Genomic DNA, 19983 nt, shown 5'->3' on the forward strand with positions numbered 1-19983 from the left:
CACAGGCCAGGCAACGTCACCGGGACGCTGCCGCAACGCCTAACAGCGCCGCTTCTCCCACTGGAACAGCAGCCAGCCGATGACAAAGGCGGCGCCCGCGTTCCAGCTTGCGATGCAAACCACGAGCAAGACCACAAGCATGCGCCGGGTCATGCGGGGCGATGGCAGACTTCCCCGAGCAAGCAGCGCGCCGGCCACGAACAGGATGACGCCGACTACTGCGGCCGGGAGTGCGCGCAGCAGCAATTCGACGGAGTCGCTGAAGCAAAGCGCGAGGACGATGAGTACTGTGCCGAGGATGATCGAAGCCCCGCCGGTGCGTGCGCCGAATGCCGTATGTGCGGCGATGCCGCCGGCGCCATGGCACATGGGCACGCCGCCCATGCCGGCACTGAACAGGTTCATCAAGCCCGTCGACACCGACAAGCGCTTCAGCGTCAGCGGCCGGTCCGGAAACAGCCGGTTGCTTTCTTCCCGTGTACCGATGATGGCGTTGCCGAGCGTGAGCGGAATCTGCGGCAAGGCGAGATAGATGGCGCCGACCAGCACATCATTCCAGGACAGGCCCGGCGACTGCCATTGCGGCAGCCGGAACCTTACCGAGATCTGTTTCAGCTCCGCCGCCAGCGATGCATCCTTAACGAGGCTGTAGCCTATCCCCAGCACCAGCAGGGCAAACATTGCGGGAAGCGTCCTGCTTTTGCGCAGGCCTACCGCCAGCAGCAGACCCACCCCCGCAAGCAGCCAGTCGGAATGCATCATCCTTGCGCCGTCGAACATGAAGCGCAGACCCAGGCTGAGCACGATGCATTGCGCGAGTTCCCGCGGCACCCAGCGCGCGACTCTGCCTGCCAAGCCCGACATGCTGGCGAGGAACCAGAATGCGCCGGTCAGCAAGCCGGCTGCCATGACCGGTCCCTGTGCCATTGAGAGTTGCGCAACTTGCGTGGCGGCAGCCGCGCCGATGGCTTTCATCGGCTGCACCGGCACCGGCGTCCGGTAGAACCAGCCACAGGCAATCAGCGCAGCACCGAAGGCAAAGAGCACGCCAAGCGGATCCATCCTGAGTACGGCGATATAGGCTGTCACGAACGGGATCAGGGTGCCAAGGTCGCCAAAGGCGCCCGCCCATTCCATCCGGTCGAAACGATTTCGCGGAATCCGGCTCTCCTTCGGGGCTCGGCCCGGGTTGCCTTCCGTTACGCGGTCGGTCTCATTCTTCATCGTGGATGAGGCAGCTCAATGGATCGGTTCGAATCATGGAGACTGGAATAGTCAAATCAGAAGCACGCATCTTAAGCCAAACAGCTGGCCGCAACAGAAACAGGCCATCAAGATGTTGACCATCACCAGCACGGAGAACTCGGTCCTCCTGGACGAACGAACTGCCGGGAAGCTCGAAGCGAAGACCAACAGCGAGGTCCAGGTGATTCATCGCGGACGAAGAGCCGACGGTGATCGCCGCCTTCAGGGTGGGCAGTCAGCAAATCATTTTCCCTTCGGCCAAGGCCCTCAAATACGCGACCGGTTGGGCATCAAGTAAGTTGGCACTGTTAGCGTGACCTGCAATGGTGCATGCACACCTTTCCGCTCACCACTTCCGTGCACCCTCAGGACCGGCGCGACAGGTCGACGATCGCACGCTTCGTGATGAGCCGGGCGAGAGACAAGCCGAAGCGCGGATTCTCGCAAAAGGATTGCATGACCTTTTCCTGCGACAGGACCAGCACTTCCCCATCGGTCTTGAACACGGCATTCCAGGGGCGCTCCTTCTCCGGGGAAAAGACGCCGATCACGCCCGCCATCTGGCCCGGCCCGATGTCCATCTGCACCTCTTCGACATGCACCACGCCCTCAAGCACGAAGTACAGTTCACGCGCAGGCTCGCCCTTGCGGAACAGGACCTCGCCCGCGGCAACGCGGCGCCGGGTCGCAAACGGCAGCAGCGCTTCGACCGATACCTCGCCGCGCTCGGCCAGTTGGACCTGGCGCAGCAGGCGGCGCATTTCCAGCAGCCGCGTCGCGTTCAGCGGCAGCAGGAAGGTGTGCAGCAGCAGGACCGGAGGCAGGTGGGCGAAATAGCCATACACGATGAAGCACACATTGCTGCAGAGCGCGATATAGCGCAGCGGCAGCATCGCCCGCATGTAAAAAGTCGCGAACGTCAGTCCGGAAGCCACATATCCAATCATTTCGAGCCAGGTCATGTCTGTCCTCCCCAGGTATCCGGCACGGCGGCCGCATGTGCCGCCATGCACCATGGGCTATAGGAGTACAGAAGCGGTCCGCGTTCGTCTAATTTCATTTTCGAATTTGACATATAAGCCGGCGCGATATCAGGCGGCGCAACGGCCCTCACTTAGAGAATGTGCAGATGGACCTTCCCTAGGCGATCCCGATCCCGGCGAGTTGGAATGAGTCTTGCATCTCCTGTGGCATGCAACACACAGGACTCACCACCATGAACATGCGCCCGCCCTTCTCTCTCGATGCCTTTGCCCACTTCCATGTCCGGACTGCGCCGCTGCCCGATGGCAGTCAGTGCTATGAGGTCGTGGGCCGCAACCCGCGTGAAGAAAGCTTCGTCATCCACCGCACGGCAGATGCGATCGAAGCCGATCGCATCGCCAATGCGCTCAACATGGCGATGGAGAGCAACATGGCCGGGCCGTGCACGGCCGCGTCCTGATTCGGCCGGGAAGACTATCCGCTCAGCGCCGGTGCGCAGTGATCCGGCGTGGTGCAGTATTTGCTTTGCTCCGGGCGCAGCCATTTTTGCTGAATCATCAATAAAGGAATCCTCATGAAAGCACTGCACCGGCATTCAACCCTGGCGATTGCCCTCGGCCTGTTCCCACCCCTGCTATGGGCGCACCCCTTGCACGGCACCTCCACGCTCGAAGGCTTTCTCCATCCGCTGACCGGCGCCGACCACCTGCTGGCAATGCTCGGCATCGGCTTGTGGGCCTCGCAGCAGCAGGGGCGGGCGCGCTGGACCATACCGGCGAGCTTTGTCGCCCTGATGGGCCTGGGCGCCCTGGCCGGCTTTTCCGCCCAAATGCCGTCCTTCGTCGAGAGCGGCATCGTCGTCTCTCTGCTGTTGCTCGGCGCATTCATCGGCATCGCCCTGCGTCCCTCCGGCCTGCTCGGCGCCATGCTCGCGGGCGTGTTCGCGATATTCCACGGTTATGCGCATGGCGCCGAGATGCCTGCCTCTGCCGACGCATGGAAATTCGGCGTCGGCTTCCTGCTTGCAGCAGCACTACTGCATGCAACCGGTTTCCTCGCCGGTAACCGCATGAACAAGGTCATGATCAAGGCCGGCGGCACCGCCATCCTCGCCTTCGGCGGCATGCTGCTCCTGCAGGGCCTGCGCTAAACGACTCTCTTCCCGCCATCTGTCCACCATTCATATGAATGGTGGACGGCCCTCGCCGCTTCCGCTTCTTCCGCCTCCCGCCCGTCTTCGGTATCGGACACTCTCGTTCCGGCACAGCATCGTTCATCGCCATGCGGTGAATAAACATTCGCGATTTCGACATGCACCGCGATCGCGCAGATCCTTAGTCCGCTGCACCAGCGAGCACCAAAACTGCACCAGACGCTTCGCATCTGCACCACTTAGTATCAGGACCAGGCATAAAGCGGTGCGCATTTGCGGTGGCACATATTCTGCTAAAGAAACGAACAGGAGCAGTTCATCCTCAACCCTCACTCAGGAGCCATCGATGTCACGCCGTCATTTCATCAAACTCTCCGTCGCCTCCGCCGTTGCGCTGGCGACGCTGTCTTGGGCGCCGCAGACCCTTGCCGCCGATACCATCAAGGTCGGCATCCTCCATTCGCTCTCGGGGACGATGGCAATTTCCGAAACTTCGCTGAAGGATGTGGCCTTGATGACCATCGAGGAAATCAATGCCAGGGGCGGCGTGATGGGGAAGAAACTGGAGCCGGTAATCGTCGACCCGGCGTCGAACTGGCCGCTGTTCGCGGAAAAGGCGCGCCAGCTGATCACTCAGGACAAGGTCGCCGTCGTGTTCGGATGCTGGACCTCGGTCTCGCGCAAGTCCGTGCTGCCGGTCTTCAAGGAACTGAACAGCCTGCTGTTCTATCCGGTCCAGTATGAAGGCGAGGAACTCGAAAAGAATGTGTTCTATACCGGTGCGGCGCCGAACCAGCAGGCGATCCCGGCCGTCGAGTACCTGATGTCGAAGGAAGGCGGCGGCGCCAGGCGCTTCGTCCTGCTCGGCACCGACTATGTCTATCCGCGCACGACCAACAAGATCCTGCGCGCCTTCCTGCATAGCAAAGGCGTGAAGGACAGCGACATCGACGAGGTGTACACGCCCTTCGGCCACTCCGATTACCAGACCATCGTCGCCAACATCAAGAAGTTTGCAGCCGGCGGCAAGACCGCGGTGATCTCCACCATCAACGGCGATTCCAACGTGCCCTTCTACAAGGAGCTCGGCAATGCCGGCCTGAAGGCGACCGATGTGCCGGTGGTTGCCTTCTCCGTGGGTGAAGAGGAGTTGCGCGGCGTCGATACCAAGCCGCTGGTCGGCCACCTCGCGGCCTGGAATTACTTCCAGTCGGTGAAGAATCCGGTGAACCAGGACTTCATCAAGAAGTGGAAAGCTTATGCCGCCGAGAAGAAGCTGCCGAACGCGAACACCGTCGTGACCAACGATCCGATGGAAGCGACCTATGTCGGCATCCACATGTGGAAGCAGGCAGTGGAAAAGGCGAAGTCGACCGATACCGACAAGGTGATCGCGGCCATGGGCGGCCAGACCTTCAAGGCACCGTCCGGCTTCGAGCTGATGATGGACAAGACCAACCACCACCTGCACAAGCCGGTGATGATCGGCGAGATCCGTGCAGACGGGCAGTTCAACATTGTCTACAAGACCAAGAGCCCGATCCGCGCGCAACCCTGGAGCCCCTTCATTTCGGGTAACGAAGGCAAGCAAGGCCTGTAATGCCAAAGCGCCTTCCCCTCGACAGGGGAAGGCAAAGTTTGCAGCGAGTGTGTCGCCCGGAGGGTGGGCCCTCAACCATTCTCCGGTTTTTTTTATTGGCAGCGTACGTGCAGCCGAGATGAACATGTGGAAGAAATTAATTGTAATTGGCTGGCTGTGCATCCATGCCGGCGCTGCGTGCGCCGCGTTGGACGACGCGCTCCTGAAGCCGCTGGCCGGCGACGATCCGGATGCGCGGATCGAAGCGGTCGGGAAGATCGCGGCGCTCGGCAATGAAAGCGCCGCCCGGGTGTTGATCGCCCTGAAGGACGATGCCTTGTATGCCGATACGCAAGGCAAGGTCTACATCGTCGAAGACGGCAAAACCTTTGACCCTGCAAGCGACAGCACCGGGCCGGCGCCGGACGAGCTGGAAGCCATCATGGTGAACAATCGCCTGCGCGCCTCGGTAGATGATGCGCTGTCCAGCCTCAGGCTGTTTTCCGACAACCGGGCCGAGCGGCTCTCCGCCGCGCTCGGCCTGCAGAACCGCGCGAACGCGGCCCAGCTGCCGCTCATCACCCGCGCGCTCGACAAGGAAACCGATCCCGAAATACGTGGCGTGCTGCAGTTGCTCGCAGCTACGGCCAACCTGCATTCGCCGGATGCCGGCCTGCGCAGGGATGCCGTCCTCGCGCTGGGCGGCAGCAGCAATGCCAGCCTGAAGCCGGTGCTGGAGCAGATGCTGGAGAAGAATCCGGACGGCACGTATGCGGAGCCGGATGAAGCCGTCAGGAAGGCTGCCGTCAGCACCCTCCGGGCGATCAATGGCCGCCTGGCGCGCATGGAATTTGCCGGCAACCTGTTCTACGGCCTGTCGCTCGGCAGCGTGCTGCTGCTGGCGGCATTGGGGCTCGCGATCACCTTCGGCCTGATGGGCATCATCAACATGGCCCATGGCGAACTGCTGATGATCGGCGCCTACACCACCTACGTCTGCCAGATGCTGTTCCGCCAGTACTTTCCCGGTGCGGTCGATTTCTATCTGCTCGCCGCCCTGCCGGCGGCTTTCCTGGTGACCGCGGCGATTGGCATTGCACTGGAACGCACCGTGATCCGCTGGCTGTATGGCCGCCCGCTGGAAACCCTGCTCTGCACCTGGGGCATCAGCCTGGTGCTGATGCAGGCGGTACGCTCGATCTTTGGCGCGCAGAACGTGGAAGTCGCGAATCCGTCCTGGATGTCCGGCGGCATCGCGGTACTCGGCTCGCTGGTGCTGTCCTATAACCGCATCGTCATCATCTTTTTCGCGCTGGCGGTGGTCGCAGCGGTCTGGGTCATCCTGAACAAGACCCGCCTCGGCCTGTTCCTGCGCGCCGTCACCCAGAACCGTCGCATGGCCGATTGCGTCGGCGTGTCCACTGGCCGCATCGACATGCTGACCTTCGGCCTCGGTTCCGGCATTGCCGGGCTGGGCGGCGTTGCGCTGTCGCAGCTCGGCAATGTCGGCCCGGACCTCGGCCAGGGCTATATCGTCGATTCCTTCATGGTGGTGGTGCTCGGCGGCGTGGGCCAGCTGGCCGGCACCGTGATCGCCGCCCTCGGCCTGGGCGGCGTCAACAAGTTCCTGGAACCGGTCGCCGGCGCGGTGCTGGCCAAGATCGCAATCCTGGTATTCATCGTCGTCTTCATCCAGAAACGGCCGCAGGGCCTGTTCGCATTGAAAGGCAGGAGCGTGGAATGATGGCGCGCACTCTCTTCTCCCGTCCGGCATGGGCCGGCATCGTAGTGTGCACCGCCGTACTGGCGCTGCTGCCGGTACTGAACCTGGCCTTCGAGCCGGGACAAGCCTTGTACATCTCGGGCTATACCGTGGCCCTGGTCGGCAAGTTCATGTGTTATGCGATCGCGGCGCTCGCGCTCGACCTGGTCTGGGGCTACACCGGCATCCTGTCCCTCGGGCACGGACTGTTCTTCGCGCTCGGCGCGTATGCGCATGGCATGTACCTGATGCGCGCCATCGGCCGCGACGGCGTGTACCAGAGCAATCTGCCGGACTTCATGGTCTTCCTCGACTGGAAGACCTTGCCTTGGTACTGGTCGTTCACCGACAACTTCTGGTACTGCATGGCACTGGTGCTGCTGGTGCCGGGCGTGCTGGCCTTCGTGTTCGGTTATTTCGCATTCCGCTCGCGCATCAAGGGTGTGTATTTCTCGATCATTACCCAGGCCATGACCTTCGCCTGCATGCTGCTGTTCTTCCGCAATAACACCGGCTTCGGCGGCAACAACGGTTTCACTGACTTCAAGCGCATCCTCGGCTACAGCATCACCGCGCCCGGTACCCGCGCCGCGCTCTACCTGGCCACGCTGTTCCTGCTGCTTGGCGCGCTGCTGCTGTGCCGCTGGATCGTGACGTCCAAGCTGGGGCGGGTGCTGCAGGCAGTGCGCGATTCCGAGTCACGGCTGATGTTCATCGGCTACGATCCGCTCTGGTTCAAGCTGTTCGTGTGGACATTGTCGGCTGTCCTGTGCGGCATTGCCGGTGCACTGTATGTGCCGCAAGTCGGCATCATCAACCCGTCGGAAATGTCGCCGGGTAATTCGATCGAAATGGTGGTCTGGGCCGCGATCGGCGGCCGCGGCACCCTGATCGGGCCCATCCTCGGCGCGTTTTCGGTGAATGGCTTGAAGAGCTGGTTCACCGCCGCCTTCCCCGATCTGTGGCTGTATGCGCTCGGCCTGATCTTCATCCTGGTGACCCTGTTCCTGCCGCAAGGCGTGCTCGGCCTGGCCAGGAAAATCCGCGCCAACAGGGAGACAGCATGAAAAAAGTTGACGATCCCGGCCTTGATTTCGAAACCGGCAGCCGCACCCAGCGCGATCCCTCCTACGGCCGCCTGAAGACCGAGGGCCTCGACACGACGCACGGCGCGATCCTGTACCTCGAAGACATCACCGTGTCCTTCGATGGCTTCAAGGCGCTGAACAAGCTCACGCTCGACATCAGCGTCGGCGAACTGCGCTGCATCATCGGCCCGAACGGCGCCGGCAAGACCACGATGATGGATGTCATCACCGGCAAGACGCGCCCGACTTTCGGCAGCGCCTTCTTCGGCCAGACCATCGATCTCACGCGCCTGACCGAGTATGAAATCGCGCATGCCGGCATCGGCCGCAAGTTCCAGCGTCCCACCGTCTTCGAGCAGCACACGGTGTTCGAGAACCTGGAACTGGCGATGCAGATGAAGAAGGATGTGCGCACGACGCTGTTTGCGCGCCTGACATCCGAGCAGGTCGGCCGGATCGAGGACATCCTGAAGTTGATCCGGCTGAATGGGGAGGAGCGCCGGCTCGCCGGCCTGCTGTCGCACGGCCAGAAGCAGTGGCTGGAAATCGGCATGCTGCTGATGCAGGAACCGCTGCTGCTGCTGCTGGATGAACCGGTCGCGGGCATGTCGGATGCGGAAACGGCGCGCACGGCTGAACTGCTGAACGAATTGCGCGGCAGGCATTCCATCATGGTGGTGGAACACGACATGGCCTTCGTGAGCGAGATCGCGCGCGACGGCAAGGTGACAGTCCTGCATGAAGGCTCGGTGCTGGCCCAGGGCACGATGCAGCAGGTGCAGGCCGATGAACGCGTGATCGAAGTCTATCTTGGAAGGTAACGGAACGCCCATGTTGCAAGTCAGCCAGCTCAACCAGTATTACGGATCGTCTCACACCCTGCGCGGCGTCTCGCTCTCGCTGGAAAAAGGCCAATGCCTGGCACTGCTCGGACGCAATGGCGTGGGCAAGACCACCCTGCTCAAATGCCTGATGGGCGTGCTGCCCGCTGCCAGCGGCCAGGTGCGGCTGGGCGGCCGCGACATCACGAAGCTCAGGCCGCACGAGCGCGCCGCGCTCGGCATCGCCTATGTGCCGCAGGGCCGCGAAATCTTTGCCCGCCTCAGCGTCGAGGAAAACCTGATGATGGGCATGGCGACCAAGCCCGGCCGCAAGGCATCGACCATCAGGGGCGAAGTGTATGAATTGTTTCCGGTGCTGAAGGACATGCTGCAGCGGCGCGGCGGCGACCTGTCGGGCGGCCAGCAGCAGCAGCTCGCGATCGCGCGCGCCCTGCTGGCCGACCCGCAACTGATTATCCTCGACGAGCCGACCGAAGGCATACAGCCGTCGATCATCAAGGACATCGGACGCGTGATCCGTCTGCTGCGCGAGCGCGGCGACATTGCGATCCTGCTGTGCGAGCAATACTTCGATTTCGCGCATGAACTGGCCGATGAATTCATCGTGCTCTCGCGCGGCGAAGTGGTGGCATCCGGCTCGCAGAAGGACATGGCGCATGAAAACGTGAAGCGGCACCTGGCGGTATAGTCTTTCGATGAAGCGCTTCGATTCCGATTCCAGCGGGAATCATTCCTTCGCTGCATCCTGCGCCTGGCAGGCGAGCCTGAAGCTTGCGTTCGCGAACGACGAAGGCGTCACGCGCATGGTCGGACGCAGCCATGTCGGCCCGCTGCGCGTGCAGAAGCCGCTCTACCCGGAGGGCGGCGATGTCTGCCACGCGGTCGTGGTCCATCCGCCGGGCGGCGTGGTGGGCGGCGATGAATTGGGAATCGCGGCATCGCTCAAGGATGGCGCCCGGGCTTTCATCACCACCCCGGGCGCAGCCAAATGGTATCGGGCCAACGGCAGGGTGTCGCGCCAGGATGTGCGGCTCGAACTCGGCGCGCGCGCAGCGCTCGAATGGCTGCCACAGGAAACCATTTTCTTCAACGGCGCGCATGTCCGCCTCGACCACTCGGTGGCGCTGGCAGGTGACGCCGCCTACATCGGCTGGGAAATCCTCTGCTTCGGGCGCACCGCGTCCGGCGAAGCCTTCAACAGCGGGCGCATCGAGCAGCGCACCAGCATCCGGCGCGACGGCCGCCTGCTCTGGTTCGAACAAGGCGCGCTGGATGGCGGCAGCGCTTCCATGCACAGCCCGCTGGCGCTGGGCTGCCATACCGTCTGCGCGACGCTGATCGCGGTCGGCGCACCTATCGCAGCGGCGACACTGAAAGCCTTGCGCGAAGAAGCGGAAGGCGGTCCCGGCCAGTTCGGCATGACGCAAATGAAATCGGTGCTGGTGGCGCGCCACCTCGGCAATTCAAGCGAAGCCGCAAAGAATCACATGATGCGGGTCTGGCAAAGGATCCGTCCCGAGCTGATGGGGCGCAGCGGATTCATGCCGCGCATCTGGAACACCTAGGAGAACACATGGAGCTCACCCCGAGAGAAAAAGACAAACTCCTCATCTTCACTGCGGCCCTGCTCGCGGAACGGCGCAAGGCGCGCGGCCTGAGGCTGAATTACCCGGAAGCGGTAGCCCTGCTGTCGGCTGCGATCATGGAAGGCGCGCGCGACGGAAAGACGGTGGCGGAACTGATGGCGGAAGGCACTCAGATCCTGACCCGCGCCGACGTAATGGAAGGCGTGCCGGAAATGATCCCGGAAATCCAGGTCGAAGCCACCTTCCCCGACGGCACCAAGCTCGTCACCGTCCACCATCCGATTCCTTGATAGGCGACCCATCATGATTCCAGGCGAAATGCTGATCGAAGCCGGCGACATCGAAATCAACGTCGGCCGACAAACCACCACGCTGACCGTGGCCAACAGCGGCGACCGACCGATCCAGGTCGGTTCGCATTTCCATTTCTTCGAAACCAATCCCGCGCTCCAGTTCGACCGCAAGGCCGGCTACGGCATGCGCCTGAACATCGCCGCCGGCACCGCAGTGCGCTTCGAACCGGGCCAGGCGCGCACGGTGGAACTGGTCGCGCTGGCCGGCGAGCGCAGGGTGTACGGCTTCAACGCCAAGGTGATGGGGAAGCTGAAATGACGACAATCTCGCGTCAGGCTTATGCCGAAATGTTCGGCCCCACCACCCGCGACCGCATCCGGCTGGCCGATACCGAATTGTTCATCGAAGTCGAACAGGATTTCACCACCTACGGCGAAGAAGTGAAGTTCGGCGGCGGCAAGGTGATCCGCGACGGCATGGGGCAGTCGCAGCGCGTCCATGCGGATGTGATGGATACCGTCATCACCAATGCGCTGATCCTCGATCACTGGGGCATCGTCAAGGCTGACATCGGCGTGAAGGGCGGACGCATTGCCGCCATCGGCAAGGCCGGCAACCCGGACATCCAGCCGAACGTGACGATGGCGATCGGCGCGGCCACCGAGATCATCGCCGGCGAAGGCATGATCGTGACCGCCGGCGGCATAGATTCGCACATCCATTTCATCTGCCCGCAGCAGATCGAGGAAGCGCTGACGTCGGGCGTGACCACCATGCTCGGCGGCGGCACCGGCCCGGCGACCGGCACCGCCGCGACCACCTGCACGCCGGGGCCGTGGCATATCCACGCGATGCTGTCGGCCGCCGATGCCTTCCCGATGAACCTCGGCTTCCTCGGCAAGGGCAATGTCAGCCTGCCGGAGCCCCTGGAAGAGCAGATCCGTGCCGGCGCCATCGGCCTGAAGCTGCATGAAGACTGGGGCTCGACGCCGGCCGCAATCGACAACTGCCTGTCGGTGGCGGACCGCATGGACGTGCAGGTCGCGATCCACACCGATACCCTGAACGAAGGCGGCTTTCTCGAACACACGCTGGCCGCGTTCAAGGACCGCACCATCCATACCTTCCATACCGAGGGCGCGGGCGGCGGCCATGCGCCCGACATCATCGCCGCCGTCGGCGAGGGCAATGTCCTGCCCTCTTCCACCAACCCGACCCGGCCCTACACCGTCAACACGCTGGACGAGCATCTCGACATGCTGATGGTGTGCCACCATCTCGATCCGGCGATCGCGGAAGACATTGCCTTCGCCGAATCGCGCATCCGGCGCGAGACGATCGCGGCCGAAGACATCCTGCACGACATCGGTGCGATCTCGATGATGTCATCCGATTCGCAGGCGATGGGCCGCGTCGGCGAAGTCATCCTGCGCACCTGGCAGACCGCCCACAAGATGAAGGTGCAGAGAGGCTGGCTCAAGCCCGATTCGAACAGCCGCGCCCCTCACCCTCAATCCCTCTCCCCCCGGCGGGAGAGGGAAGCGTCCAGTCCTGCGGTGCAGGAAAACTCCAGGAATGACAACTTCCGCGCCAAGCGCTACATCGCGAAATACACGATCAACCCGGCGATCACGCACGGGATATCGCATGTGGTCGGCTCGCTCGAAGTCGGCAAGATCGCCGACGTCGTGCTGTGGAAGCCGGCCTTCTTCGGCGTCAAGCCGTCGATGATCCTGAAGAGCGGCATGATCGCAGCCGCCCAGATGGGCGATCCGAATGCCTCGATCCCGACGCCGCAGCCGGTGCATTACCGCATGATGTTCGGCGCCTATGGCGGCGGATTGAAGACTTCCTTCACCTTCGTGTCGCAGGCTGCCTTCGATGCCGGCATCGGCGAGCAGTTGAAACTCAGCAAGCCGCTGATTGCCGTGAAAAACATGCGTAGCCTGCGCAAGGCTGACATGATCCACAATGGCGCGACGCCGAAGATGGAAGTCGACCCGGAGACCTATGAAGTGCGGGCCGACGGCGAACTGCTGGTGTGCGAGCCGGCGAAGGTACTGCCGATGGCGCAACGCTATTTCCTGTTCTGACCCTGTCCTGATTATGCTGACACTGACTACCAAACTCGACCACGCCGAGCGCATCGACGGCGAACTCGTGCTCCCCTACGACATGCGCGAAAAAAGCCGGCTGCGCGCCAGGCTCGCTTCCGGCGAAGAAGTCGGGATCTTCACCGTGCGCGGCACCGTGCTGCGCAACGGCGACCTGCTGCGCGGCGACGATGGCCGCGTCGTGCGCGTCACCGCCGCCAGGGAAGCGACTTACCGGGTCGAATGCGGCGGCGCGCGCAAGCTGCTGCGCTGCGCCTTCCACCTCGGCAACCGCCATACCCAAGCCCAGGTCGGCGGCGATGCACAGGCCGCGTTCCTGCGCATCCGGCGCGATCCGGTGCTGAAGGAAATGCTGGAAGGACTGGGCGCGACCGTCACCGAGGAAGAAGCGCCGTTCGAACCGGAATCCGGTGCCTACGGCGGCGGCCATCATCATCACGGCGACCCGCTGGCGCCGATCCCGCTGCGGCAGAGAATCCACCGTCCCTCCGATACACAGGACGCACAGGACAGACAGGCCTGAACATGGACAGCACTGCCCTGCTCCATCTGCTGCAACTGGCCAGTCCCTCGCTGCCGGTCGGCGCCTACAGCTATTCGCAGGGGCTGGAAGCGGCGCTGGAAGCCGGGCTGGTCCGTGACGAGGCCAGTGCGCGCGACTGGATCGCGCACGCCTTGCAGCAGGTGGTGGCGCGCTTCGAGGCGCCGGTGCTGTGGCGCCTGCTGCAAGCCTTCGATGCGCGCGATGCCGCTGCCGTGAAGGAGTGGACCGAACGCTTCCTCGCCGCGCGCGACACCGCCGAATTCCGCGCCGAGACGATACAGATGGGATATTCCCTCGGCAAGCTCGCTACCGAACTGCGGATCGCCGATGCGGAATTGCTGGCGCTGCTGCAGGCGCAGCCGGAAGTGCCGCTGCCGACGGCGCTGGCATTTGCCGCGGTCGCGCTGCAGGTGCCGCATGAAGCCGCCCTGCTCGGCATGCTGTTTTCGTGGGCCGAAAACCAGGTGCTGGTCTGCGTCAAATCCGTGCCCCTGGGCCAGGTCGCCGGCCAGCGGCTCCTGCTGTCCCTGCGCGCAGACATCGAACACGCGGCGCAACTGGCACAGGGACTTGCCGACGAAGAATTGTCGAACTGGGCGCCCGGCCTGTCGCTGCTGTCCATGCAGCATGAGGTGCAGTACAGCCGCCTTTACCGATCCTGACTTCTGATCCTGACTTCCGATTCTCACTTTCCCTTTCCGATCCGTATGAATACTTCCACCTCCTCCGTCAGCAATCCCTTGCGTGTAGGCATCGGCGGCCCGGTCGGCTCCGGCAAGACCGCCTTGTGCGAAATGCTGTGCAAGGCCATGCGCGAGCGCTACGACATGGCTGTCATCACCAATGACATCTACACCAAGGAAGACATGGAAATCCTGCTGCGCGCCGAAGCCTTGCCGGCGGAGCGCCTGATGGGTGTCGAGACCGGCGGCTGCCCGCATACCGCGATCCGCGAAGACGCGTCGATCAATCTCGAGGCGATTGCGCGCATGAGTGCGGACTTCCCCGACCTCGACCTGATCCTGGTGGAATCCGGCGGCGACAATCTTGCGGCCACCTTCAGCCCGGAACTGTCGGACCTGACGATCTACGTCATCGATGTGGCGGGCGGCGAAAAGATTCCGCGCAAGGGCGGCCCCGGCATCACCCGCTCCGACCTGCTGATCATCAACAAGACCGACCTCGCCCCGCATGTCGGCGCCAATCTCGAGGTCATGGCCCGCGATGCGAAAAAAATGCGCGGCGCGCGGCCCTTCCTGTTCACCAACCTGCGCAGCGGGGAAGGCGTGCAGGCGGTGGTCGATTTCATCCGGACCGAGGGATTGCTCGACAGGCAAGCGTGATTTTTCTTCACCATCCGGGTTCGCTCATGTAATTTCTTGCCGCGCCGCGTGTCCAACATTGACGATGCCGGCCTGCTGTCCATGCTTTCATCCTTGCAGGGTTGTCCGGAACGGAACATGAAAGGCATGTATGAGCGAGAAACGGGATATGGTGGTGATCGGCGCGTCCACGGGTGGCCTGGAGGCATTGAAACATTTCGTGGCCCGTCTGCCGCAGGATTTCCCGGCGGCGATCCTGATCGTGCTGCACATTGGTTCGCAGGAAACGTCGCTGCCGCAGATCCTCATGAAGCACAGCGCTCTGCCCGTGCGTAATGCCATCCATGGCGAACCGATCGAACCCGGCGTCATCCTGCTCGCGCCGCCGGACGTGCACCTGATGGTGAATGGGCACCATGTTCACTTTTCCAATGGACCGAAGGAAAATTTTTCGCGCCCGGCCATCGATCCCCTGTTCCGCTCCGCAGCGCTCTCCTACCGCTCGCGCGTCATCGGCATCATATTGACCGGCAACCTCGATGACGGCACGGTGGGCTTGCAGGCCGTCAAGGCTTATGGCGGCCTCACTATCGTGCAAGATCCGAGGGACGCCGACGCGCCCAGCATGCCGCTCAGCGCGATCGAGCATGTCGATGTCGATTACTGCCTTCCGCTGTACGGGATTGCAGAGACGCTCGTGAAGCTGACCGCGCAAGCGGCGCCGCCGGAACCAGGAGATGTACCGGGCGCAATTCCGGAAGAAAACCGGATCGCATTGACAGGGAAGACTCTCATGGATGAGCTTGAAAAAATCGCCGAGCCGTCGACCTTCACTTGCCCCGAATGCCATGGCAGCCTGTGGGAAATCAAGGGCACTTCACCGCGACGCTTTCGTTGCCACACCGGGCATGGCTTTACCGCGCGCACCCTGGCCCATGCCCAGACTGATATGGCGGAAGAAGCGATCTGGGGTGCAATCCGCGCCCTCCATGAAAAGGAAATGCTGTTGAAGCGCCTGGCACAGACGGCGTCCGACACGAACAGGATGGAAGACGCGGCCGAGCATGCGGCAGCCGCCCGGCAGGCTGCCCGGCAAGCGGGGACATTGCGGAAGATGGTGAGCGATGCGCGTCAGGCGACGGATGTGCATCTCGGATGATTCCGCTCTGCAGGTATTCGCAGGTGCTTATGCCCGGCCCTGCGTGTAGAGATAGTCGTCGGGCAGCCCGAGCCGGCGGCACGCCTGCACCGCAGGCGCGGAACGCAGCAGGATGCGGTCGGCCCAGGCCCCGCTTTGCCTGATCTGGCGGCGCTGCCAGGGGTGCAGCGTCCACTGCGCATCCAGTCCGAGGCGCTCGCGCACCCAGACCGGCACGATGTCAACGGCGGCCTTCACCAGCCAGCCCTGAATCAAATTCAGCGGCGGCGGCAGGATGGCAGCCCCTTGCATGATGCCGAGGAATTCGAACACGATGGGCGAAGGCGCGAGCTTGCCGCGCATCGCCGCGAACAATGCCTCGAGCTCGCGCTGCGATGCCGGCGCGCCATGCGCCCCGTACAGCTGCGCCGAGGCCCTGCCCTCGGCATAGTAGCGGTCACGCTCCGCTTCCCCGAGCGGATGCGCGTAGGCGCTCCAGGCTTCGAGAAAGCCGAAGCTTGCGGTGGCATGCACCCAGTCCAGCAATTCCTGGTGATCCGCGCGGTAAGCCTCGCCTTCCGGCGTGGTGCCCGCGATGCGCGCATGGAGCCGATTGACGCCGGCGATCATGGCTTCGGTGCGGCTGCGCGGTCCGTACACCGTCATCATCGCCGCCAGTCCGGTGCGCTGCAGGCGCGGCAGCGGCGCCTTGCGGAAGCTGGTGTGTTCCCACACGCCGGTGCGCACGCGCGGCTCCGCCAGTTCCAGGATGACCGCGGCCACGCCGCCGATGAAGAGCGACAGCGGATTCTTGAACACCTGCCACGAAACTGAGTCAGGCGCGACCAGCGCCGGCTCTCGCGCCGGCTCGGCGAAATCGCGCGCCGAGGCGGTGCCGGCGTAGACGAGCGTGCAGGCGGCCGCTTCCAGCCGGCGCTGCAGCATTGCGGGCAACTCGAGGGCAGTGCTCGCGCGCGTCATGGGCCGTGCATCAGCGGAAGCGCGTAATCGAAAACGGCGCGAAGCGCTGCAGCCCGACTTCGCCGCGGAAGGCGCCGGCAATCAGGCGGCCGGTGTTGATCGAGCCGGTCACGCCGAGGTGGCCATGGCCGAAGGCGCACCACAGTCCCTCATGCTGCGGCACCGGCCCGAGCACCGGCATGGAATCCGGCATGCAGGGACGATGCCCCATCCACATCGACGGCTGGGCGCCGAGCTGCAGGCCGGGCACGCCTTCCTTCGCATGCTCGCCCAGCGCGAGGGCGCGCCGCTCGGTGGGCGGCATCGCCAGCCCGCCGAACTCGACCGTGCCGGCGATCCGCAACCCGGTTTCCAGCGGCACCATGAAAATCTTCCGGTCGCTCAGCACCACCGGGCGCGTGATCCGCACGCCCGGCTCGGTCACATCCAGGTGATAGCCGCGCTGGCTCTCGAGCGGGACATGCCAGCCGAGCGGACGCAGCAGACCGCCCGACCACGCGCCCGCGGCCAGCACGATGCGATCAGCCTGGTAGCGCCCCTGCTCGCCCTGCACCTGCCAGCCGCCCTGCTGCGGCACGAGCGCCGTCGCCTTGTCGCGGATGATCTTTCCGCCGCGCTCGCGCACCGCGGCGGCGATGGCTTGCGCATAACGCAAGGGTTCGGTCACGGCCGCCTGCTCGGGCATGAACACGCCGAGGCGGTAACGCTCGCTCACCGCCGGCTCCATCTCCCGGATCGCGGCGGCATCGAGCATTTCCAGCTTCACGCCGCGCGACTCGCGCAGGCGCCAGCTGCCCGCATCCTTGGCCAGCGCCGCTTCATCGACATAGAGGTGGAGCTGGCCCGACTTCACCACGCGCTCCGGGCAACCGATTTCGCGCGCCAGCGCCATGTGGTTTTCCACCGCGTCGGTGAACAAGCCGCTCAGCGCATCGGCGATCTGCCCGACCCGCTGCGGGCTCGCGGCGGCAATGAAGCGCGTAAACCAGGGCGCAGCATGCAGCCAGTAATGCATGGGCACATGCAGCGGACTATCCGGATCAAGGAACATCTTGAAGGCGCTCTTGATGACGCCGGGCATGGCGAGCGGCGCGACCGAACCCGCCGAGATTGCGCCGGCATTGCCGGAAGAACATTGCGAACCGGGCTCGGCCGGATCGATCACTTCAACGCGGTAACCCGCCTTGCCCAATTCATGGGCGACACACAAGCCGACGATGCCGGCGCCGACGACGATCACCGACTCATCCCGGGTAACACTCATTTGCACTCCTGTCCTGATGAAAATTGGAGCCGGCAAGACGCCGGCGTCATCATGCAATTATCGCCGCTTTCGCCTCGGCATTCCTCTCGCCATTGCGCGGCACTTCCGTTTTTTCGAAGCAATTACAAGACCCGCTTCGCTTTTAAATGCGCGCTAATGCGCCTATCATTGAGTTTCGCGAGACATTTACAGAGAAAGTGCACATGATTGAAAAAACGGAATGGGAAGTTGTCGATGCGCCATCACCGGGCGCGCGTCCGACGCTGCGGCAGTTGCTGCAAGGCGTGCTGGGCCCGCACTGGTACTGGAAGCTCGCCGGCATGGCGGTGGTCGCCAGTCTGGCGTTGGTGCTGTTCGCCACCATTACCGGCGTGATTCTGGTCCTGGCAGCCACCGGCGCCCTGCTGTCGTTCGGCATCGGCAAGTTCAGGCAGTGGATGGCGCACGGCCGTGGGGCGGGCGCTGCGGGCGGCGAGCTGGACATCCTGCGGGAGCGGGACAGCTACCGGCGCGACCGGTACTGAAGAAGCACCAACGCTACGGCAGGGACGCTTCGAACGATCGCTGGTGCCGGAACGGATCCGGCGAAAATGATCAGCCCTCGCTTCGAATGCCGACTGCACACCCGCGCGTCCACCCTGCCATCGATTTTCGTTCCCGACTGAATAGGCCGCGCGGCAGATATATGAATCCGCAAGCGCCGGGTCTCAGGAAAGCGTGACCTCATCGAGGTAAGCCGGCACACTGCACGCCCAGCCAAAGCGCTGTTCGATGCGTTCGCGCAGGGCATTCGCCGCATCGGGCTCGCCATGGATGATGAAGACGCGCTTCGGCGGCGCGGCGAAACCGGACAACCAGCCAAGGATTTCATCCGCATCGGCATGGGCCGACAGGTTCCCGATCTGGCGGACCTGTGCCCGCACCGGGATGTATTCGCCGTGGATCTTGACCGCTTCGGCCCCGGCGATCATGGACGCGCCGCGCGTGCCGCCAGCCTGGAATCCGGCGAACAAAATGGTGTTGCGGCGATCGGGCGCATACAGCTTCAGGTGATGCAAGACCCGCCCGCCGGTGGCCATGCCGTTGGCGGCAATGATCACCATCGGCATGTGCTGCCGGTTCAGGGCAATCGATTCATCCGCGGTACGCACCAGCTTCGCTGCATTGCACATGGCCCGGCATTCTTCGTCATCCAGCCGGTGGTCGCGGCGATGCCTGTGATAGATCTCCGTGGCATTGATCGCCATCGGGCTGTCGAGGTAGACCGGCAAATGCGCAGGGATCTTGCCCTTGTCCTTCAGGCGGTGAATGTAGTACATCAGTTCCTGGGCGCGCCCCACGGCGAACGAGGGAATCACGGTCACGCCGCCGCGGCTGGCGGTTTCGCAGATGGCCTGGCCCAGCAATTCGGTCGGGTCCGTCGAATCATGCCTGCGATTGCCATAGGTGGATTCGACCACCAGGTAATCCGTCTTTTGAATGGCGGCCGGCGCAGGCATGATCGGATCATCGGGCCGCCCGAGGTCGCCGGAAAAGGTGATGCTCGTCTTGCCGTCGTCGAGCGCGACGATGGCGGCTCCAAGAATATGCCCGGCCACTTCCAGCCGCGCATGCACATCCCCGCTCACCTTGAACCGGGTGCCGAAGCGCACCGGCGAAAAATACTTCAGCGCTTCGAGGGCATCGGCCTTGGTATAGAGCGGCAATGCGGGATGGTGTTTCGAAAAGCCGTGCCGGTTCGCGTAAGCCGCTTCCTCTTCCTGCAGATGGCCGCTGTCGGTCAGCAGGATCTTGCAGAGGTCATAGGTCGCTTCGCTGCAATGGATCTTTCCCCGGAACCCGTTCTTCACCAGCAGCGGCAGGTAGCCGCTGTGGTCGAGGTGGGCATGGGTCAGCACCACGGCATCGATGTCCGCGAGATGGACCGGCAATGGCGCCCAGTTGCGCAGGCGCAGCTCCTTGTAACCCTGAAACAGTCCGCAGTCGAGCAGGATGCGGACCGGTCCCGAGCTGACGAGATATTTCGAACCGGTGACCGTGCCTGTCGCTCCCAGAAATCTGATATGCATGCATCCTCCTGATGCGCG

At 63.5% G+C, this 19983-nt stretch carries 22 protein-coding genes; 17 read left to right on the forward strand and 5 right to left on the reverse strand.

The window, feature by feature from the left end; all coding sequences use genetic code 11:
* Nucleotides 1–39 precede the first annotated feature (39 nt).
* Nucleotides 40–1224, reverse strand: a complete 1185-nt coding sequence (locus tag HGHM_RS20105) for a putative sulfate/molybdate transporter (protein ID WP_026076241.1) — start codon at nucleotides 1222–1224, stop codon at nucleotides 40–42.
* 112 nt (nucleotides 1225–1336) lie between these two features.
* Between HGHM_RS20105 and HGHM_RS23340 the strand changes: the two genes are divergently transcribed.
* Nucleotides 1337–1543, forward strand: coding sequence for a hypothetical protein (locus tag HGHM_RS23340; RefSeq protein WP_026076242.1), 207 nt, complete (start codon nucleotides 1337–1339; stop codon nucleotides 1541–1543).
* Between the two features lie 67 nt (nucleotides 1544–1610).
* On the opposite strand, the gene HGHM_RS20115 is transcribed toward HGHM_RS23340, so the two are convergent.
* A complete protein-coding gene (locus HGHM_RS20115; protein WP_019143383.1) occupies nucleotides 1611–2207 on the reverse strand; it encodes a Crp/Fnr family transcriptional regulator in 597 nt (198 codons plus the stop codon).
* A gap of 254 nt (nucleotides 2208–2461) precedes the next feature.
* Between HGHM_RS20115 and HGHM_RS20120 the strand changes: the two genes are divergently transcribed.
* The 15 genes from HGHM_RS20120 (at nucleotide 2462) to HGHM_RS22085 (ending at nucleotide 15672) form a co-directional block, all read left to right on the forward strand.
* The gene (locus HGHM_RS20120) at nucleotides 2462–2689 is read left to right on the forward strand and encodes a hypothetical protein (RefSeq protein ID WP_019143384.1); all 228 of its coding nucleotides are present in this window, start codon (nucleotides 2462–2464) and stop codon (nucleotides 2687–2689) included.
* 114 nt (nucleotides 2690–2803) lie between these two features.
* Nucleotides 2804–3379 carry a HupE/UreJ family protein gene (locus HGHM_RS20125; RefSeq protein WP_019143385.1) on the forward strand — a complete coding sequence of 192 codons (576 nt, stop codon included), beginning with the start codon at nucleotides 2804–2806 and terminating at the stop codon, nucleotides 3377–3379.
* Between the two features lie 349 nt (nucleotides 3380–3728).
* A complete protein-coding gene (gene urtA, locus HGHM_RS20130) occupies nucleotides 3729–4982 on the forward strand; it encodes an urea ABC transporter substrate-binding protein (protein ID WP_019143386.1) in 1254 nt (417 codons plus the stop codon).
* A gap of 118 nt (nucleotides 4983–5100) precedes the next feature.
* On the forward strand, nucleotides 5101–6705 hold the full coding sequence (urtB, locus tag HGHM_RS20135) for an urea ABC transporter permease subunit UrtB (protein ID WP_019143387.1): 1605 nt from the start codon (nucleotides 5101–5103) through the stop codon (nucleotides 6703–6705).
* The gene (gene urtC, locus HGHM_RS20140; protein WP_019143388.1) at nucleotides 6702–7790 is read left to right on the forward strand and encodes an urea ABC transporter permease subunit UrtC; all 1089 of its coding nucleotides are present in this window, start codon (nucleotides 6702–6704) and stop codon (nucleotides 7788–7790) included. Before urtB ends, urtC begins: the two co-directional genes overlap by 4 nt.
* Complete coding sequence (gene urtD, locus HGHM_RS20145) at nucleotides 7787–8632, forward strand: urea ABC transporter ATP-binding protein UrtD (protein ID WP_019143389.1); 846 nt, start codon at nucleotides 7787–7789, stop codon at nucleotides 8630–8632. Before urtC ends, urtD begins: the two co-directional genes overlap by 4 nt.
* Nucleotides 8633–8642: 10 nt before the next feature.
* Nucleotides 8643–9341: an urea ABC transporter ATP-binding subunit UrtE gene (urtE, locus tag HGHM_RS20150; RefSeq protein ID WP_019143390.1), complete on the forward strand. Its 699-nt coding sequence runs from the start codon at nucleotides 8643–8645 to the stop codon at nucleotides 9339–9341.
* Nucleotides 9342–9348: 7 nt separating this feature from the next.
* Nucleotides 9349–10218 carry an urease accessory protein UreD gene (locus HGHM_RS20155; protein ID WP_019143391.1) on the forward strand — a complete coding sequence of 290 codons (870 nt, stop codon included), beginning with the start codon at nucleotides 9349–9351 and terminating at the stop codon, nucleotides 10216–10218.
* A gap of 8 nt (nucleotides 10219–10226) precedes the next feature.
* Nucleotides 10227–10529: an urease subunit gamma gene (locus tag HGHM_RS20160; RefSeq protein ID WP_019143392.1), complete on the forward strand. Its 303-nt coding sequence runs from the start codon at nucleotides 10227–10229 to the stop codon at nucleotides 10527–10529.
* 13 nt (nucleotides 10530–10542) lie between these two features.
* Nucleotides 10543–10851: an urease subunit beta gene (locus tag HGHM_RS20165; RefSeq protein ID WP_019143393.1), complete on the forward strand. Its 309-nt coding sequence runs from the start codon at nucleotides 10543–10545 to the stop codon at nucleotides 10849–10851.
* Complete coding sequence (gene ureC, locus HGHM_RS20170; protein WP_019143394.1) at nucleotides 10848–12626, forward strand: urease subunit alpha; 1779 nt, start codon at nucleotides 10848–10850, stop codon at nucleotides 12624–12626. Before HGHM_RS20165 ends, ureC begins: the two co-directional genes overlap by 4 nt.
* A gap of 13 nt (nucleotides 12627–12639) precedes the next feature.
* Entirely contained in the window at nucleotides 12640–13170 is a 531-nt protein-coding gene (gene ureE, locus HGHM_RS20175) for an urease accessory protein UreE (RefSeq protein ID WP_019143395.1), read from the forward strand.
* Between the two features lie 2 nt (nucleotides 13171–13172).
* Nucleotides 13173–13853 (forward strand): urease accessory protein UreF, encoded by a 681-nt coding sequence (locus HGHM_RS20180; protein ID WP_019143396.1) that lies wholly within the window; start codon nucleotides 13173–13175, stop codon nucleotides 13851–13853.
* Nucleotides 13854–13898: 45 nt separating this feature from the next.
* A complete protein-coding gene (ureG, locus tag HGHM_RS20185; protein WP_019143397.1) occupies nucleotides 13899–14534 on the forward strand; it encodes an urease accessory protein UreG in 636 nt (211 codons plus the stop codon).
* 130 nt (nucleotides 14535–14664) lie between these two features.
* The gene (locus HGHM_RS22085) at nucleotides 14665–15672 is read left to right on the forward strand and encodes a chemotaxis protein CheB (protein WP_034349237.1); all 1008 of its coding nucleotides are present in this window, start codon (nucleotides 14665–14667) and stop codon (nucleotides 15670–15672) included.
* A gap of 27 nt (nucleotides 15673–15699) precedes the next feature.
* Here the strand turns inward: HGHM_RS22085 and HGHM_RS20195 are convergent, their stop codons facing one another.
* Together HGHM_RS20195 and HGHM_RS20200 are read right to left on the reverse strand one after the other, a co-directional pair.
* Nucleotides 15700–16632 carry an oxygenase MpaB family protein gene (locus HGHM_RS20195; RefSeq protein WP_019143399.1) on the reverse strand — a complete coding sequence of 311 codons (933 nt, stop codon included), beginning with the start codon at nucleotides 16630–16632 and terminating at the stop codon, nucleotides 15700–15702.
* A gap of 10 nt (nucleotides 16633–16642) precedes the next feature.
* On the reverse strand, nucleotides 16643–17896 hold the full coding sequence (locus tag HGHM_RS20200; protein ID WP_019143400.1) for an NAD(P)/FAD-dependent oxidoreductase: 1254 nt from the start codon (nucleotides 17894–17896) through the stop codon (nucleotides 16643–16645).
* A 203-nt stretch (nucleotides 17897–18099) separates the two neighbouring features.
* Between HGHM_RS20200 and HGHM_RS20205 the strand changes: the two genes are divergently transcribed.
* Nucleotides 18100–18420 carry a hypothetical protein gene (locus HGHM_RS20205; protein WP_019143401.1) on the forward strand — a complete coding sequence of 107 codons (321 nt, stop codon included), beginning with the start codon at nucleotides 18100–18102 and terminating at the stop codon, nucleotides 18418–18420.
* Between the two features lie 183 nt (nucleotides 18421–18603).
* Here the strand turns inward: HGHM_RS20205 and HGHM_RS20210 are convergent, their stop codons facing one another.
* Nucleotides 18604–19965 carry an MBL fold metallo-hydrolase RNA specificity domain-containing protein gene (locus HGHM_RS20210; RefSeq protein ID WP_019143402.1) on the reverse strand — a complete coding sequence of 454 codons (1362 nt, stop codon included), beginning with the start codon at nucleotides 19963–19965 and terminating at the stop codon, nucleotides 18604–18606.
* Between the last annotated feature and the right edge of the window lie 18 nt (nucleotides 19966–19983).

The sequence above is a fragment of the Noviherbaspirillum massiliense JC206 genome (genome assembly GCF_000312045.1).
GTDB classification, from domain to species: domain Bacteria; phylum Pseudomonadota; class Gammaproteobacteria; order Burkholderiales; family Burkholderiaceae_D; genus Noviherbaspirillum; species Noviherbaspirillum massiliense.